13 protein-coding genes and 2 riboswitches are annotated in these 15,324 nt (G+C 68.6%); of the genes, 9 read left to right on the forward strand and 4 right to left on the reverse strand.

All coding sequences use genetic code 11. From position 1 onward, the window contains the following. Positions 1–174 precede the first annotated feature (174 nt). Together PSQ40_RS13490 and PSQ40_RS13495 are read left to right on the forward strand one after the other, a co-directional pair. Positions 175–1,611, forward strand: coding sequence for an NAD-dependent succinate-semialdehyde dehydrogenase (locus PSQ40_RS13490; protein WP_273952065.1), 1,437 nt, complete (start codon positions 175–177; stop codon positions 1,609–1,611). Between the two features lie 265 nt (positions 1,612–1,876). Then, positions 1,877–2,911 carry a Bug family tripartite tricarboxylate transporter substrate binding protein gene (locus PSQ40_RS13495; protein ID WP_273952066.1) on the forward strand — a complete coding sequence of 345 codons (1,035 nt, stop codon included), beginning with the start codon at positions 1,877–1,879 and terminating at the stop codon, positions 2,909–2,911. A 155-nt stretch (positions 2,912–3,066) separates the two neighbouring features. Here PSQ40_RS13495 and PSQ40_RS13500 read toward each other — a convergent pair whose 3' ends face one another. Then, entirely contained in the window at positions 3,067–4,005 is a 939-nt protein-coding gene (locus PSQ40_RS13500) for a LysR family transcriptional regulator (protein ID WP_273952067.1), read from the reverse strand. Between the two features lie 122 nt (positions 4,006–4,127). On the opposite strand from PSQ40_RS13500, the gene PSQ40_RS13505 reads away from it, so the two are divergent. From PSQ40_RS13505 to PSQ40_RS13525, 5 genes are read left to right on the forward strand one after another with little or no spacing between them, the layout of a single operon-like run. Then, positions 4,128–4,964, forward strand: coding sequence for an intradiol ring-cleavage dioxygenase (locus PSQ40_RS13505; protein ID WP_273952068.1), 837 nt, complete (start codon positions 4,128–4,130; stop codon positions 4,962–4,964). A gap of 4 nt (positions 4,965–4,968) precedes the next feature. Next, complete coding sequence (locus PSQ40_RS13510; RefSeq protein ID WP_273952069.1) at positions 4,969–5,268, forward strand: YciI family protein; 300 nt, start codon at positions 4,969–4,971, stop codon at positions 5,266–5,268. Then, positions 5,265–5,603, forward strand: a complete 339-nt coding sequence (locus tag PSQ40_RS13515) for a Dabb family protein (protein ID WP_273952070.1) — start codon at positions 5,265–5,267, stop codon at positions 5,601–5,603. Before PSQ40_RS13510 ends, PSQ40_RS13515 begins: the two co-directional genes overlap by 4 nt. Then, on the forward strand, positions 5,600–6,673 hold the full coding sequence (locus PSQ40_RS13520; protein ID WP_273952071.1) for a maleylacetate reductase: 1,074 nt from the start codon (positions 5,600–5,602) through the stop codon (positions 6,671–6,673). Before PSQ40_RS13515 ends, PSQ40_RS13520 begins: the two co-directional genes overlap by 4 nt. A gap of 31 nt (positions 6,674–6,704) precedes the next feature. Next, positions 6,705–7,697 (forward strand): Bug family tripartite tricarboxylate transporter substrate binding protein, encoded by a 993-nt coding sequence (locus PSQ40_RS13525; protein ID WP_273952072.1) that lies wholly within the window; start codon positions 6,705–6,707, stop codon positions 7,695–7,697. Between the two features lie 105 nt (positions 7,698–7,802). Here PSQ40_RS13525 and PSQ40_RS13530 read toward each other — a convergent pair whose 3' ends face one another. Continuing rightward, positions 7,803–8,714: a LysR family transcriptional regulator gene (locus tag PSQ40_RS13530; RefSeq protein WP_273952073.1), complete on the reverse strand. Its 912-nt coding sequence runs from the start codon at positions 8,712–8,714 to the stop codon at positions 7,803–7,805. Between the two features lie 96 nt (positions 8,715–8,810). Between PSQ40_RS13530 and PSQ40_RS13535 the strand changes: the two genes are divergently transcribed. Both PSQ40_RS13535 and PSQ40_RS13540 read left to right on the forward strand, forming a co-directional pair. Then, positions 8,811–9,971 carry an acyl-CoA dehydrogenase family protein gene (locus tag PSQ40_RS13535; protein ID WP_273952074.1) on the forward strand — a complete coding sequence of 387 codons (1,161 nt, stop codon included), beginning with the start codon at positions 8,811–8,813 and terminating at the stop codon, positions 9,969–9,971. A 10-nt stretch (positions 9,972–9,981) separates the two neighbouring features. Next, positions 9,982–11,565, forward strand: a complete 1,584-nt coding sequence (locus tag PSQ40_RS13540; RefSeq protein ID WP_273952075.1) for an acyl CoA:acetate/3-ketoacid CoA transferase — start codon at positions 9,982–9,984, stop codon at positions 11,563–11,565. Here PSQ40_RS13540 and PSQ40_RS13545 read toward each other — a convergent pair. Together PSQ40_RS13545 and PSQ40_RS13550 are read right to left on the reverse strand one after the other, a co-directional pair. Continuing rightward, complete coding sequence (locus PSQ40_RS13545) at positions 11,554–12,822, reverse strand: D-amino acid dehydrogenase (RefSeq protein ID WP_273952076.1); 1,269 nt, start codon at positions 12,820–12,822, stop codon at positions 11,554–11,556. The two genes, PSQ40_RS13540 and PSQ40_RS13545, sit on opposite strands and share 12 nt — an antisense overlap. A 56-nt stretch (positions 12,823–12,878) precedes the next feature. Continuing rightward, positions 12,879–13,001: riboswitch (glycine riboswitch) on the reverse strand. Position 13,002: 1 nt separating this feature from the next. Beyond that, a riboswitch (glycine riboswitch) is annotated at positions 13,003–13,106 on the reverse strand. A gap of 240 nt (positions 13,107–13,346) precedes the next feature. Then, the gene (locus PSQ40_RS13550; RefSeq protein WP_273952077.1) at positions 13,347–15,266 is read right to left on the reverse strand and encodes a caspase family protein; all 1,920 of its coding nucleotides are present in this window, start codon (positions 15,264–15,266) and stop codon (positions 13,347–13,349) included. Positions 15,267–15,324 lie beyond the last annotated feature (58 nt).

A 15,324-nucleotide genomic window follows, 5' to 3' on the forward strand; every position in this document is an offset into this window, starting at 1 on the left:
CGCCACGCCCTGCAAGCCGGGCGCAAGGGCGCTACGATGTCGGGTTGACACTTTGAGTCAACCCGCCCCGCGATACCACCGCCCTCCTCCCCAAGGGACATCCCGAAGGACAAAAGGATCGAACTCGCGGGTCACTGCCTGCCCACCGGACGGGCCCCTTGAAGGACTTTTTGCATGAGCTACCCCGACACCCAACTCCTGATCGACGGTCAATGGTGCGATGCCGCCGACGGTCGAACCATCCCCGTGCTGAACCCGGCCACGGGCCAAGCCGCCGGTCGTGTGGCCTTTGCCAGCCAAGTCGACCTGGACCGCGCCCTGGCGGCTGCCCAGAAGGGCTTTGACGTCTGGCGCAAGGTGCCGGCCGTGGAGCGCAGCAAGGTGCTGCGCCAAGCCGCCGCCTTGGTGCGCGAGCGCGTCGCGTCGATGGCCGAGCAAATGGTGCAGGAACAAGGCAAGCCCCTGGCCGAGGCCAAGGGTGAGGTGCTGATGGCGGCCGACATCATCGAATGGTTCGCCGAAGAAGGTCGCCGGGTGTATGGCCGCATCGTGCCGCCACGCAACCTGGGCTCGCAGCAAATGGTGCTCAAGGAGCCCGTGGGCCCCGTGGCCGCCTTCACGCCTTGGAACTTCCCGATCAACCAAGTGGTGCGCAAGCTCTGCGCGGCCCTGACGACCGGCTGCTCGATCCTGGTCAAGGCCCCCGAAGAAACCCCGGCCTCCCCCGCCGCCCTGCTGCGCGCGTTTGCCGATGCCGGGGTGCCTGCCGGTGTGATCGGCCTGGTCTTCGGTGACCCGGCGGCGATCTCCAGCTACCTGATCCCCCACCCGATCATCCGCAAGATCACCTTCACGGGTTCGACCCCCGTGGGCAAGCAGTTGGCCTCGCTGGCCGGCCTGCACATGAAGCGCGCCACCATGGAGCTGGGCGGCCACGCCCCGGTGATCGTGGCTGAGGACGCCGACATCGCGCTGGCCGTCAAGGCGGCCGGTTCGGCCAAGTTCCGCAACGCGGGCCAGGTGTGCATTTCGCCGACCCGCTTCCTGGTACACGCCAGCCGCCACGATGAGTTCGTGCAGGCCCTGGTGGCCCAGACGGAACGCCTGAAGGTCGGCAACGGCCTGGACAGCAGCTCCACCATGGGCCCGCTGGCCAACGCCCGCCGCCTGCAGGCCATGGCCCAGTTCACCGAAGACGCGGTGCAAAAGGGCGCCACCGTGGCCACGGGCGGTGTGCGCCTGGGCGAGGTCGGCAACTTCTACGCCCCCACGGTGCTGACCCACGTGCCACTGGACGCCAAGGTGTTCAACGACGAGCCCTTTGGCCCGATGGCGGCGATTCGCACCTTCAACACCCTGGACGAAGCGATTGCCGAATCCAACCGCCTGCCCTTCGGCCTGGCCAGCTATGCCTTCACCCAGTCGCTGAAGAGCGCCCACCAACTGACCCACGGCCTGCAAGTCGGCATGCTGTGGATCAACCAGCCGGCCGCCGCCTGGCCTGAAATGCCCTTCGGCGGCATCAAGGATTCGGGCTATGGCTCCGAAGGGGGGCCGGAAGCCCTGGAGGCCTACCTCAACACCAAGTCGGTGGCCACGCTCTGCGAATGAGCTGAGTGAGCCGCAGCAGGCCCTCCGCGCTGCGGCGCGGTGGCCTGCCGCCCCGGGGTGCAGTGCCCGCTAACCCGAGCCGCCCACCCGGACAATGGCCTGTCTCGACAGACGCCAAAAGAAGCGACTACACTCCACGCCGCCATTTGACCTGACGCGATGACCGCCAAGTCAAATCCAGCCCAGCGGGCCTGTCGATTTGCATCGCAGGCTTCACGAGACAAACCGCGGACCACCGCGGGCCTAACAAGAGAGAAAGAGTCGCATGAGCCACCTTCCCACCCCGAAATCCCTGGGCACCCTGGTGCCGCGCCGTCGCCTTGCGGGCTTGGCCGCGGGCCTGATGGTGCTGGGCGCTGCCCCGTTGGCACAGGCCCAGACCGCGGCCCCCGCTGTCGCCTTCCCGACCAAGCCGGTGCGCATCATCACCCCCTTCCCGGTCGGTGGAGGTCCGGACGGCGTGGCGCGTCTGGTGGCCGACAAGCTGTCGCGCATGTGGGGCCAACCGGTGGTGGTCGAAAACCGCCCAGGCGGTAACGGCTTCATCGCCATCGACGCGTTCAAGCGCGGCGCCAACGACGGCCACGACCTGATCCAGTTGGACAACGTGCACATCGCGGCCTACCCGCACCTGTTCAAAAAGCTGCCGTACGACCTCGAGAAAGACTTCGACGTTATCCTGCCGCTGTTCCGTGCCTACTTCTTTGTCACCACCGGGGCCCAAAGCCCGTACAAGAACATGGGCGCGCTGATCGCCGACGCCAAGGCCAACCCGGGCAAGCTGAACTACGGCTCGTGGTCGGTGGGCAACCCGGTGCACCTGGGTTCGGCCCTGCTCGAAAGCATGACCGGCACCGACATGGTCCACGTCATCTACAAGGAAACCACCCAGCTGTACTCGGGCGTGGCCAATGGTGAACTGTCGTTTGCCCTGGGCACCAGCGCCACGGCGGGCCCGCTGCAACGCGCGGGCAAGCTGCGCTTCCTGGCGGTGGCGGCGCCCAAGCGGCTGGCCAATTTCCCCGACGTGCCGACGGTGTCGGAATCGGGTGGCCCGGCCGGCTACGAGGTGACCGGCTGGAACGCGATTGCCGCGCCCAAGGGCGTCTCGCCGGCCGTGGCGGAGAAGATCAAGCGCGACGTCGAGAAGGCCCTGAACGAGCCCGATGTGAAGGAGAAGTTCGCCTCCTTCGGCTACGAAAACTTCCCGACCACACGCGAGTCGTTCAAGCAGTTCATCGACAGCGAATCGACCCGCTTCGCCGCCGTGATCAAGAAGGCTGGCGCCTCGCTGGACTGAGTCCAGGCGCCACCGCCCAGCACGCCCACGGGGCCCCCTCGGGGCCCGGCGCGCAGGCTGGGCTGCCTCCCCAGGCGCCGTGGCCCCACCGGGCACGGCCGCCGCCAGGCCCACCAGCGGGCCTGCGCCCCACCCTCTCCGCCCCTCCGCACGGCTCACCCAGACCGCCGCAACCCCATGTAGCTGGTCCACTTGCGCTCCGCGTCGTCGCGCTCGAACTCCTCGACCATGAAGTCAATGAACGACCGCACCTTGGCCGACACGTGGCGCCGGTTGGGGTAGGCGATGTTGATCTGGATGCGGGGCAGGTCCCAGTCGTTGAGCAGGGGCACCAGGCGCCCGGCCACGATGTCGTCGTAGACGATGTAACTGGGTTGCACCAGGATGCCCAGCCCGTTCATGGCGGCCGCGCGCAGCACCTGACCATCGTTGGACTCCAGCAGCCCCTGGATCGGCACCACCCGCGTCTCGTCGCCCTGGGACAGGCGCAGTTCGTGCGCATGGTTGGCGTGCACATAGATCAGGAAATCATGCCCTGTGAGGTCCTCGGGGTGCTCGGGCGTGCCCCGCGCGGCCAGGTAGGCCGACGAGGCGCACAACAAGCGCCGGGTGGACCCCAGGCGGCGGATGGTGATGCTGCTGTCGGGCTCGAACTCGCGGTTGCGGATCGCCACGTCAATGCCGTTCTCGATCATGTCGAGGTAGCGGTTGGCCGCCTCGATGTGCACCCGCACCTGCGGGTAGCGCTGGTGGTAGCGCGCCAGCCGCGGGGCGATCTGCTGCATTGAAAACGACAGTGAGGCGCTGATGCGCAGCAGGCCCGAGGGCTTCAGGGTGCTGGAGTTGATGGCGGTCTCGGCGTCCTGCAACTCGGTCAGCACGGCCCGCGCCCGTTCGTAGAACGCCTGGCCCTCACTGGTCAGGTACAGGCGCCGCGTGTTGCGCTCCACCAGACGCGCGCTGAGTCGGCTCTCCAGGGCGGCCAGGTGGCGGCTGGCCGCCGGGTTGGACAGACCCAGCGCCTCGGCCGCGCCCCCCATGCTGCCCAGCTCGGCCACTTTGACAAACAACTCGAGTTCAGTGAGGCGGTCCATTTTTCCATTTTAAGGAAATATCAATTCCAGGAATCGCTGTTTTATTTTCCTCAGCGAAATTCTAAAGTGCTGCTCCAAGGCGCTGTCCAGCGCTCAAATGCCTCAGCGATTGGAGACAGAACATGCGCAACCTCAACCAGGACAACATCACGCAGGCCGTCATTGCCAGCTTTGCCAACACCGACAACCCGCGCCTCAAGGAGATCATGATCAGCCTGGTGCAGCACCTGCACGCGTTTGCCCGCGATGTGAAGCTGACCGAGGCCGAGTGGTTTCAGGGCATCGAATTCCTGACGGGTTGCGGCCACATCACCGATGAGCGCCGCCAGGAGTTCATCCTGTTGTCCGATGTGCTGGGCCTGTCGATGCTGACCGTGGCCCTGAACCAGCACCGCCCCCCTGGTTGCACCGAGGCCACGGTGTTTGGCCCCTTCCACGTCAAGGACGCGCCCCACTACCCGCTGGGAGCCGACATCGCCAACGGGGCCAAGGGCACGCCCTGCCTCGTGCAAGGCCGGGTGCTGAACACCGACGGCCAGCCGGTCCCGCATGCCCACCTGGACGTTTGGCAGTCGGACGAGGACGGGCTCTACGACGTGCAGCACGAAGGGCTGGCCCAAGCCCAGGCGCGTGGCACCCTGAACGCCGATGCCGAGGGGCGCTTTCACTTCCGCTCCATCGTGGCCGTGCCCTACGCCATCCCACACGACGGGCCGGTGGGGGCCCTGCTGCAGGCCACTGGGCGCCACCCGTGGCGACCGGCCCACCTGCATTTCAAGGTCGAAGCGCCGGGCTACCAAACCTTGATCACGCATGTGTTCCGCAACGACAGCGACTACCTGGATTCGGACGCCGTCTTCGGCGTGCGCCAATCCCTGGTCTGCGACTGGGTGGCCCAGGCCGACGGCAGCTACCGGCTCGACTACGACTTTGTGCTGAACCCGACGCAGGGGGACTGAGTCCATGCTGTTCTGCTTTCACATGACCGACCGGCCCGACGCCGGCGACCTGCGCCAGCGGGTGCGTCCGGCCCACAAGGCCTATCTGGCCCAGGTGCAAGACCGCATCGCCTGGGCGGGCCCCCTGCTGCAAGACGACGGCCAAACCATGCTGGGCAGCCTGCTGGTGCTGGACTTCGCCAGCCGCGCCGACGCCGAGGCCTGGCTGGCCCAGGAGCCCTTTCACCAGGCCGGGCTGTACGGCCAGGTTCAGTTGCACGCCTTCACCAACCTCTGGCCCCAACGGGTCGGCTTCGCCCCATGAGCCCCTCCACCGTCATCCGCCACATCGTGATGTGGAACATCGCAGGCACCTGCCGCGCCGAAAAAGACGCCAACATCGCCGTGCTGCAACAGGGCTTTGAGGGCCTGCGGGGCCGCATTCCCGGCCTGCTGCACCTGGAAGTGGGGGTTGACCACAGCCAGGTCGACTACGCCTGTGATGTGGTGCTGTACAGCGAGTTCGCCTCACAGGCGGCGCTCGACGCCTACGCCACCCACCCCGAACACCTGCGCCTGAAGGCCGCGCTGGGCACCCTGCGCACCGCGCGCCACCAGGTCGACTACGCGGCCCCCGCGCTGCCCCGGAGCGCCGCATGATGGACTTCATCTACCAGGCCCAGTCGCCGCGCGTGGTGTTTGGCCGCGGCGCCCTGCAGCACCTGGAGCGCGAAATCGACGCGCTCGGCGCCCGCCGCGCCCTGGTGCTGTCCACGCCACCGCAGGCCACCGCGGCCCATGCCCTGGCCGAGCGCCTGGGTGAGCGCGCGGCCGGGGTGTTCAGTAAGGCCGTGATGCATGTGCCGATCGAATCGGCGCAGGCCGCCCGCGAAGTGGCCCGGCAGTGCCAGGCCGACTGCGCGATCGCACTCGGAGGCGGCTCGACCATCGGCCTGGGCAAGGCGCTGGCGCTGACGTCCGGGCTGCCCATCGTGGCCATCCCGACCACCTACGCGGGCAGCGAAATGACGCCCATCTACGGCATCACCGAGGCCGGCCTCAAGAAGACGGGCCGCGACCCGCGCGTGCTGCCCAGGACCGTCCTCTACGACCCGCTGCTGAGCAGCACCCTGCCCGTCGGCCTGAGCGTGTGCAGTGGCCTGAACGCCATCGCCCACGCGGCCGAAGGCCTGTACGCCAGCGACAGCAACCCCATCCTCGACCTGATGGCCGAAGACGGCGTGCGCGCCTTGGTCCAGGCCCTGCCCGTGCTGCATCAACAGCCCCAGCAGGCCGAGGCCCGCGCCCAGGCTTTGTACGGCGCCTGGCTGTGCGGCAGCGTGCTCGGCCAGGTCAGCATGGCCCTGCACCACAAGCTCTGCCACACCCTGGGCGGCAGCTTCAACCTGCCGCACGCCGAGACCCACAGCGTGGTGCTGCCCCATGCCCTGGCTTTCAACCTGGGCCATGCGCCAGTGGCGGCGCAGCGCCTGGCGCGCGCCATGGGCATCGGGTCGCCCGCCAACGTGCCCGGGGCCCTGTGGGACCTGGCCCGCGACCTGGGCGCCCCCACCAGCCTGCGCGAGCTGGGCCTGAGCGCCGAGGACGTGGACACCGCCAGCGCCCTGGCCATGACCCAACAGTACCCTAACCCGCGCCCGCTGACGCACAGAGCGGTGCGCCACCTGTTGCAGCAAGCCCATGAAGGCATCAGACCTTCGGCTGCGTGAGATGGCTTTTCTAACCCCCATGGAGACACACATGAACTTCTTCTCTGCCCCCGCGCTGACGCGCCGTGCTTCGGGTCTGGCCTGGCTGGGCCTGGCCGCCGCCCTGGCCGCCCCGGCCCTGGCCCAGGCCCAAGACAAGTACCCCAGCCGGGTCATCAAGGTGATCGTGCCCTTCCCCGCGGGCACCGCCCCCGATGTGATGGCGCGCTTCTGGGGCGAACGCCTGTCCAAGGCCCTGGGCCAAGGCGTGGTGGTGGACAACAAACCCGGTGCCAGCACCATCGTCGGCACCCAGCAGTTTGTCGCGGCCCCCGCGGACGGCTACACCCTGCTGTACACCGCCAGCGGCACGGTCTCGATCAACCCCTTTGCCTACAAGAAACTGCCCTACCAGGTGGCCGACCTGGTGCCGGTGATCCAGACCCTGTCGATCCCGCTGGTGGTCAGCGTGGCCAACGCCTCGCCCTACAAGACCCTGTCGGACCTGATCAAGGACGCCAAGGACCACCCCAACAAGGTCAGCTACGCGTCCTACGGCGTGGCCACGGCCCCCCATGTGTCGATGGCTTACCTGGCCAACAGCGCCAACATCAGCCTGAACCACGTGCCCTACAAGGACGGCGGCCTCAACGACATCGTCGGCGGCGCGGTGGACACCGCCTTCAGCCCCATCGCCGACGTGCTGCAGTTCATCAAGACCGGCCGGGTGCGGGCGCTGGCGGTGTCCAGCAAGACCCGCCTCGAGTCGCTGCCGCAGGTGCCCACGGTGGGCGAGATGTTCCCGGGCTTCGAAGGCGACTCGTGGCACGGCGTCTTTGCCCTCAAAGGCACACCGCAGGCCGCCATCGACCAGATCGCAGCCGCCTCGCAAAAGATCGTGGCCTCCGACGAGTACAAGAAGTACCTGAGCAGCATGGGCCTGGTGCCGATTGGTGGCACGCCCGAGCAATTCGCGGCGGTCGTGCAAGCCGACAGCAAGCGCTGGGTCGGGGTGATCAAGAACAACAACATCAGCCTGGACTGAGCCCCCCGCCCCGCAGCGGGTGCAGCGCCCGACCCGACGCCCGCAGCGCTTCAGCGCTTCAGCGCTGACGCGGCGCCAGGCGGCCCCGGCCCGGGCCGCGGTGGGTCAAGGCAGGGCAAACGGGCCGCTGGCCAGCTGCGCCTGCAGAAAGCGCACGCAAACCCGCACCTTGGCCGACTGGCTCAGCCGCACCGTGCTGGCGGCCCAGATGTCGGCGGGCTGAGTGCATTCGGGCAGCACCTGCACCAGGCGGCCCGCGCGCAGGTCCTCAGCCACATCCCAGCGCGCCTGCAACAAGATGCCGTGGCCGTCGTTGGCCCAGCCTCGAACGATCTCGGCGTTGTTGGACGACAGGCGCCCGGTGACCTTGACCTTGGCGGGTCCCTGCGGCCCCTGTAAGGGCCAAACACCAAAAGCCTGGTTGCGGTCGCGCAGCACCAGGCAGTCATGCTGGCTCAGGTCGGCCAGGCGCTGCGGTGCACCGCGGCGCGCCAGGTAGCTGGGGGCCGCGCACAGCACACGGGTGCTGTCGGCGATGCGGTGCGCCACCAGGTGGGGCTCGTCCACGTCGGCGATGCGCACATCCAGGTCCACGTTCTCCTGGATCAGGTCGACGCGCCGGTCCACTGCGTCGAGCGTGATGTCCAGCGCCGGGTACTGCTGGGCCAACAGCGACAGCACCGGTCCGATGTGCATGCGCCCCAGGCGAAAGCTGGTGGTCACGCGCAAGCTGCCTTGGGGGTCAAGGCGGCCACCGGCCACGGTCTCGCCCATCTGGTCCACGCCCGCCAGGATCTGCTGCGCCGACGCATACACCCGCTCGCCATCGGCCGTCACGGTGACGCGCCGCGCCGCGCGGTGGAACAGCGTCACCCCCAGGTTGGCTTCGAGCACCGCGATGCGCTTGCTGACGTAGGCCGGCGACATGCCCAACTCGGTGGCCGCCGCCGCAAAACTGGCTTTGCGGGCGGCCAGGCAGAACACCTGCAGGTCGTCCAGTTGAAATTTGAGCCTCATGATTCGTGAATCATAAAGCCACGTTTCACGCGTTGTTAGCTCAATTCGTTGCCCATAAAGTCCGCGCTCACCCCCTCAAACAGCGCAGGAGACCCCGTGGATTTCGCCCTCAACGACGAACAAAAGATGATGCTTGAGACCGTGCGTCGCTTCATCAAAGAAGAACTCAAACCCCTGGAGGAAGCGGTCGAGACCGACGGCGTCCTGCCCCGTGCGCAGGCACTGGCCCTGCACGACAAGGCCAAGGCCCTGGGCCTGTACGCGCTCAACATGCCCGCCGAACTGGGGGGTGGCGGCCTGAGCCATGTGGACCGCATCCTGTGCGAAGAGCAGTTTGGCCACAGCAGCGACATCCTGATCCGCCGCGCCTTTGGCAATGTGTACGAACCCTTGTTGGTCTGCCGCGGCGCCCAGGTCGAGCGCTGGCTGACCCCCACCGTGCGCGGCGAGCGCACCTGCTCCATCGCCATCACCGAGCCCGGAGCCGGCTCGGACGCCCAGGGCATCAAGACCCACGCGCGCCGCACCGAACAGGGCTGGGTGCTGAACGGCGGCAAGCACTTCATCAGCGACGGCGAGTGGAGCGACTTCTTCCTGGTCTCGGCCAAGACCGGCGACAAGGCCATCTCCATGTTCCTGGTCGACAAACACCTGCCCGGTCTGACCGTGGGCAAGGACCAGCAGATGATGGGCCTGCGCGGCACGCCACATGTCGAGCTGTTCTTTGACAACGTGCCCCTGGAGCCGCTGGCCCTGCTGGGCGAGGAAGGCCAGGGCTTCAAGCTGGCGATGGGCGCGCTCAATGTGGTGCGCCTGGCCCAGGTCGGCGCCCGCGCGGTGGGCAAGGCCAGCCACGTGCTGGAGTTGATGACCGAGCACGCCCAGCAGCGCCAGCAGTTTGGCCAGCGCATCGGTGACTTCCAACTGGTGCAGCAGATGCTGGCCGACAGCGTCATCGAGATCAATGCCACACGCCTGATGGTGCTGCACGCCGCCTGGATGCTGGACGCCGGCCTCGACGCCCGTGACTGGATTGCGATGGTCAAGGTGCAGGCCGCCGAGGTGCTGGGCCGGGTGGTGGACCGCGCGGTGCAGGTGTTTGGCGGCATGGGCTTTTGCAAGGAACTGCCGATCGAGCGCTACTACCGCGACGCCCGCATCTACCGCATCTTTGACGGCACCAGCGAGATCCACCGCACGGTGATTGCCCGCAGCCTGCTCAAGCAGGGCGCCCCCTTGTTTGACCTGCACCGCTGAGACCCGGCCCATGAAGTCCAAGTTCATCTCCGCCGAACAAGCCGCCGCGCTGATCCGTGACCACGACACCGTGGCCCTGATGGGCGGTGGTGGCGGCCTCATGGAGGCCACCACCCTGTTCCAGGCCGTGGAACAGCGCTTCCTGAGCACCGCCCAGCCCCGGGGCCTGACCCTGGTGCATGCCCTGGGCATTGGAGACAAACAAGACCGGGGCCTGAACTGCTTTGCCCACGAAGGCCTGGTGCGCAAGGTGGTCGGCGGCCACTGGGTGTGGTCGCCACGCATGCAGCAACTGGCACGCGAGGAGAAGATTGCCGCCTACATCCTGCCCGCCGGCGTGTCCTCGCAACTGCTGCGCGAGATCGGCGGCGGCCGCCCCGGCCTGATCACCCATGTGGGCCTGGGCACCGTCTGCGACCCGCGCCACGGCGGCGGGCGCATGAACGCCAGCGCCACCGAAGCGCTGGTCGAGCACATCACCCTGGACGGTCGCGAGTACCTGCGCTACAAGCCCTATGGGGTGAACGTGGCGCTGGTGCGTGCCTCGGCAGCCGACGAGGACGGCAACATCAGCTTCGAGCACGAGGCCGCCAACCTGGACGCCACCGCGCTGGCCCTGGCGGCGCGCAGCAGCGGGGGCCGCGTCATCGTGCAGGTGCGCGAGCGCCTGCCGCGCGGCGCGCTGAAAGCGCGCGAGGTGCGCATCCCCGCGGCCTGGGTGGACGCCATCGTGCTCGACCCCGGGCAACGCACCAGCTACGACATCCCGTTTGACCCCAGCCTCAGCGGCGAGCTGACCGGCGCCGCGCGCGCGGCGGCCGACGCCGAGGCCGCCGCGCAGCCCGCCGAACCCTTCAGTGAGCGCCAGGCGATTGCCCGGCGCGCCGCCTGCGAGCTGGTCGAGGGCGCGGTGGTCAACTATGGCGTTGGCGTGCCCGACGCGGTGGCCAAGCTGGTGGCGCAGCGCGGCGAGCTGGACCGCGTCTACCAGACCATCGAACACGGCACCTACGGGGGACAGCTGCTCGACGGCACGCTGTTTGGCTACGCGCGCAACGCCAGTGCCATGCTGGACGCCCCGACACAGTTCGACTTCTATGCCGCGGGCGGGCTGGACCTGGCCCTGCTGGGCTTTGGTGAATTCGACGCGTTGGGCAACGTCAATGTGTCGCGGCTCGGCGGCCTGACGGTGGGCCCGGGGGGCTTCATCGACATCGCGCAGAACGCGCGCAAGGTGGTGTTCTGCGGCACCTTCGCGGCCAAGGGGGTGCAGCTGAGCACCGGTGACGGCCAGCTGCGCGTGCTGCGCCAGGGCACGGTGCAGAAGCTGGTGCCCCGGGTCGAGCAAATCACCTTCAGCGGTCCGCAGGCGCTGCAGCGCGGCCAACAGGTGCTGTACCTGACCGAGCGCGCCAGCTTCCGCCTGACCCCGGCGGGCGTGGAGTTGTTTGAACTCGCCCCCGGCGTCGACCTGCAACGCGATGTGCTGGCCTGCATGGGCTTCACCCCGCGGCTGGCGGCCTCACTGAGCGTTATGCCGGCCGCCCACTTCCGCGCGGTGGACGAAGGCCTGGGGGCGCTGTCAGGCCGCTGACACGGCGCCCGCGCCGGCCAGCACCGGGGGGCCCTTGGGCTGCAGCGTGCCCGCCACCACGTCCCCGATCAGGTCGGCGGTGACGGCGCTCAGGGTCCAGCCCAGGTGACCGTGACCGGTGTTGTAGAACACGCCCGGGGCGCGCCCGGCCCCCACGCGCGGCAGCATGTTGGGCATCATGGGGCGCAGGCCAGCCCAGGGCACCACGCTTTGCGTGCTGACGCCCGGGAAGCACTGCTGCACCCAGTCGATCAGGGGCTGGATGCGGTCGGCGCGGATGTCCTTGTTGAAGCCGTTGAACTCGGCCGTGCCCGCCACGCGGAAGCGGTCCACGCCGAGGCGGCTGGTGACCAGCTTGGTGGCATCGTCGAGCAGGCTCACGTTGGGGGCCGAACGCTGGCTGCGTTCGTCGCGCAGGTTGACGGTGATCGAATAGCCCTTGACCGGGTAGATGTTGACGCGGTCGCCCAGGCTGGCCGCGATCTGGCGGCTGGCGGTGCCGGCGCACACCACCACCCCATCGAAGTGGTACGTGGTCGGGCCTTGCTCGTCGCTGGCCACCACCTGCACGCGCCCATTGACCGACTTGACGGCCTGCACGTCCTGACCGAACAGGGTGCGCACGCCACGGCGCTCGGCGGCCCGGGCCAGGCCGTTGGTGAACTTGTGGATGTCGCCGGTGGAATCGCTCTCGGTGAAGTAGCCACCGTAGTACTGGCCAGCCAGCGTGGGCTCGATGGCCTTCATCTCGCTGGGGGTCACCGCGCGGCGTGGCAGGCCGCCCTGGGCCAGCAACTGCGACACGCGGCCCGCGTGCTCAAAGCCGGCCTTGTCGCGGTAGATGTGCAGGATGCCTTCCTTCTTGAGGTCAAAGTCGATGCCCTCGTCCTGCGCCCAGGCGAACAGGTGCTGGCGCGCGGCCACGGCCAGGCGAGCGGTCTCGACCGTGTTGCGCTCGTAGTGCGGCAGGTGGCTGATGAACTCCACAAACCACGACAGCTTGTGCCAGCTGGGCTTGGGGTTGACCAGCAGTGGGGCGTCGCTCTTGAGCATCCATTTGAGGCCCTTGAGGATGGTCGAGGGGTGGTTCCAGACCTCGGCGTTGGAGGCCGACAGCTGGCCACCGTTGGCGAACGAGGTCTCCATGGCCGCGTAGCGGTTCTTCTCGAACAGGGTGACCGAAAAGCCGCGGCGCACCAGGGCGTAAGCGGTGGTGACGCCGGTGATGCCGCCACCAATGACTGCGATGGATATCATGAAAAAAGCTCCAGAACTCGTCATGAGGAAGGGCCTGCACGCGGATCTGCGTGGCAGGCGCCCCCTCTGTTCTGGACCTGAGAGATTCACCCCGCAGCGGTCGGGCGACCGGCTGGGCTTGCTCCTTCGGTGCGCCGGACGACGAACGTGATTTCCGGCAGCTCTTCAGAGTGTCTGATGCAAGTGAACCCGGTCCTTTTGCCTGAGAGTTTCCGGGGCGGTTGCTCCTTCGGCGCTGCCCACCGGCACAGGGCTGGGGTGGCAGTCTCTCCCGGGTTCACGTGGGGCCGAAAGCCCCAGAGTGCAGCCGATTTGACACCGACTACGGCCTGCAGTGTAGGAGAAGCCCGCGGGCTTGGAAACCTTTTTTTCTCAAAGCCCCGACGGCGCAGGGGGGCTCGCCGCCCGCAGGCCCGGCGCTACCCTCAGCCTCAAGCCCCCAGTCAGGCAGCAAGTCGGCGCCCGCGGTGCACCGTGCATTCGGGGCATTCAGGGCGCCCGGCCCCCAAGCGGCCAGGCGACGTTCAGGGCACCTCATCGACGCTGAGCCAGGCCGCGCCGTAGGCGTCCGAGCACAGGGTCGGGTTGGGTCGTGCCGTGGCGTGGTGGCAAGCGGCCTGGCCCGAGCTGGCCGACTGCCCCATCAACAGGCCCCACTGGGCACGCCCCTGGACGTCGTTGAGGTTGCGTGCAAACGGGCTGCCCGGCGCCTTGCCCAGGCGGCTGATGTCGCGTGGGCTGTCGCTGACCAGCACCAGCAGGCTGTTGCGCCCGGCCGGCCCGGCCGCCTTGATGGGCCAGCTGGGGCGGGGCAGCAGCAGTTGCTGGCCGGACTCGATGCGGTTGTGGCCGTCCAACTCGTTGGGGAACAAGAGCACCAGCGACTGGTTGTCTGACCCCGCCGAGGCCACGTACACATAGCCGGCGCGATCGGACTGCACCGACAGATCGAACCGGTCCTGCCCGATGCGCATCGGGTTCTTGCCCAACTGCACCTGCACCCGGCGCTTGCCATCGCGTTGCTCAAACAGTTGCCGCAAGGCCTGGGCGCCGGTGAGTTGCGGTGGGGCGACGGGGGGCTGCGGCGGGGCCTCGGCCACCGGCGGCGCCAAGGGTTGCGGTTGCGGCACGGGCTGCGGCAGGGGCGAGACCAGCACCGGGGTGGCCACCGGGGCCGGCATCGGGGGGGCGACGGGGGGCGCCACGGTGGTCTGGGCTGGCGGCGCTGGCGGCGGTGGGGCGGGCAGCGCAGTGGGCGCGGCTGGCGGCTTGCTCGGCGGGACCACCGGCGCCGCCACGGGCACGGACGGGGTGGTGGACGTCGGAGCGGTCGTCTGGGTGGCGTTGGCGACAGGTGCCGCGCCCGGCGTCTGCGCCACCGCCTGCAGCACCCCGGTGGCCGGGGCGGACGTGGACTGGCTGCCCGGCAACGCCTGGCTGAACCAGGCGGGCACGAACTGCCGGTTGCCCGACAACATCAGGTGGTGCGGCGTGAACAGGCTGTCGTTCTTCAGGCGCTGGTTGATCTTCTTTTGCGCGCACTGCTGCAACTCCTCGACGCTGATGGCGCCCGAGCCATCGAGGTCGACCGCATCGCGCAGCAGGCAGTCGCGCAGGAACTGGGTCGCCAGGCCGCCCTTGCCCGGGTCCTCGAGGCTGAGCTCATCGGGCCGCGCCGCCGACAGGAACACGATGTCCTGCGGGAACACGCCCTTGGCGGTGGCCTCGTCGACCAGGCTGCGCGCCTTGACGTTGCTGGGTTTGGCACAGGCTTCGCTGGTGGGCGTGAAGCGCGCCTGCAGCGGGGGCTCGCTGGCGCCCGGCGACACGCTGCGGTCGCGCGGCAGCGGCACCTTGTTGACCAGCCCCCCCGAGTGGCAGGCGTCGTACATGACGAACAACTTGTCGGTCTTGCGCGCCACCGGCTGCAGCAACTGGGCCATCTCGCGGTGCAACACCATGCCCTTCCAGACGCCGCCGTCGTAGGTGGACAAGGCCTCGGCACAGCCGCCCGACTCGGGGTCGGGGAAGCGGGTGCCGTGGCCCGAGTAGTGGATGAACACCCGGTCACCGTCCTGCACGCGCGCGCTCAGCTCGGCCAGGGCCTGGCGGATCGCGTCGCCCGTGGCCTGCTCGTCTTGCAGGTAGCGGATGTTGGACAGCGGCACCTGCATGGCCTGGGCAATCTGGGTGGCGGACTCCTTGTCCACGCGGGCGCCCGGCAAGGGTGAGGTCTTGGGGTCGGCGTAGCGGCTGATGGAGATGATCAGCGCATGGCGCGAGCCCTTGGCTGGCGGCAGGCTGTTGGAGCCGTTCGCGCTGGGGGGCCGCAGCGCCGCGGGGGCGGGCTCGGGCCCGGGAGCGGCCTGGCCCGACCAGGCCATGGCCGCCAGCACGCCGCCCAGGCACAGGGCGGGCAGTCGCGGCACAGTCCAGCGCGTCATGGTGTCTCCTTCGTTCTATCGCAGGTGGGGCTCGGGGCCTGCGGCCGGTGGGGGCCGC

The sequence above is a fragment of the Curvibacter cyanobacteriorum genome, assembly GCF_028649475.1.
In the GTDB taxonomy this organism is placed as follows: Bacteria; Pseudomonadota; Gammaproteobacteria; order Burkholderiales; family Burkholderiaceae_C; genus Curvibacter; species Curvibacter cyanobacteriorum.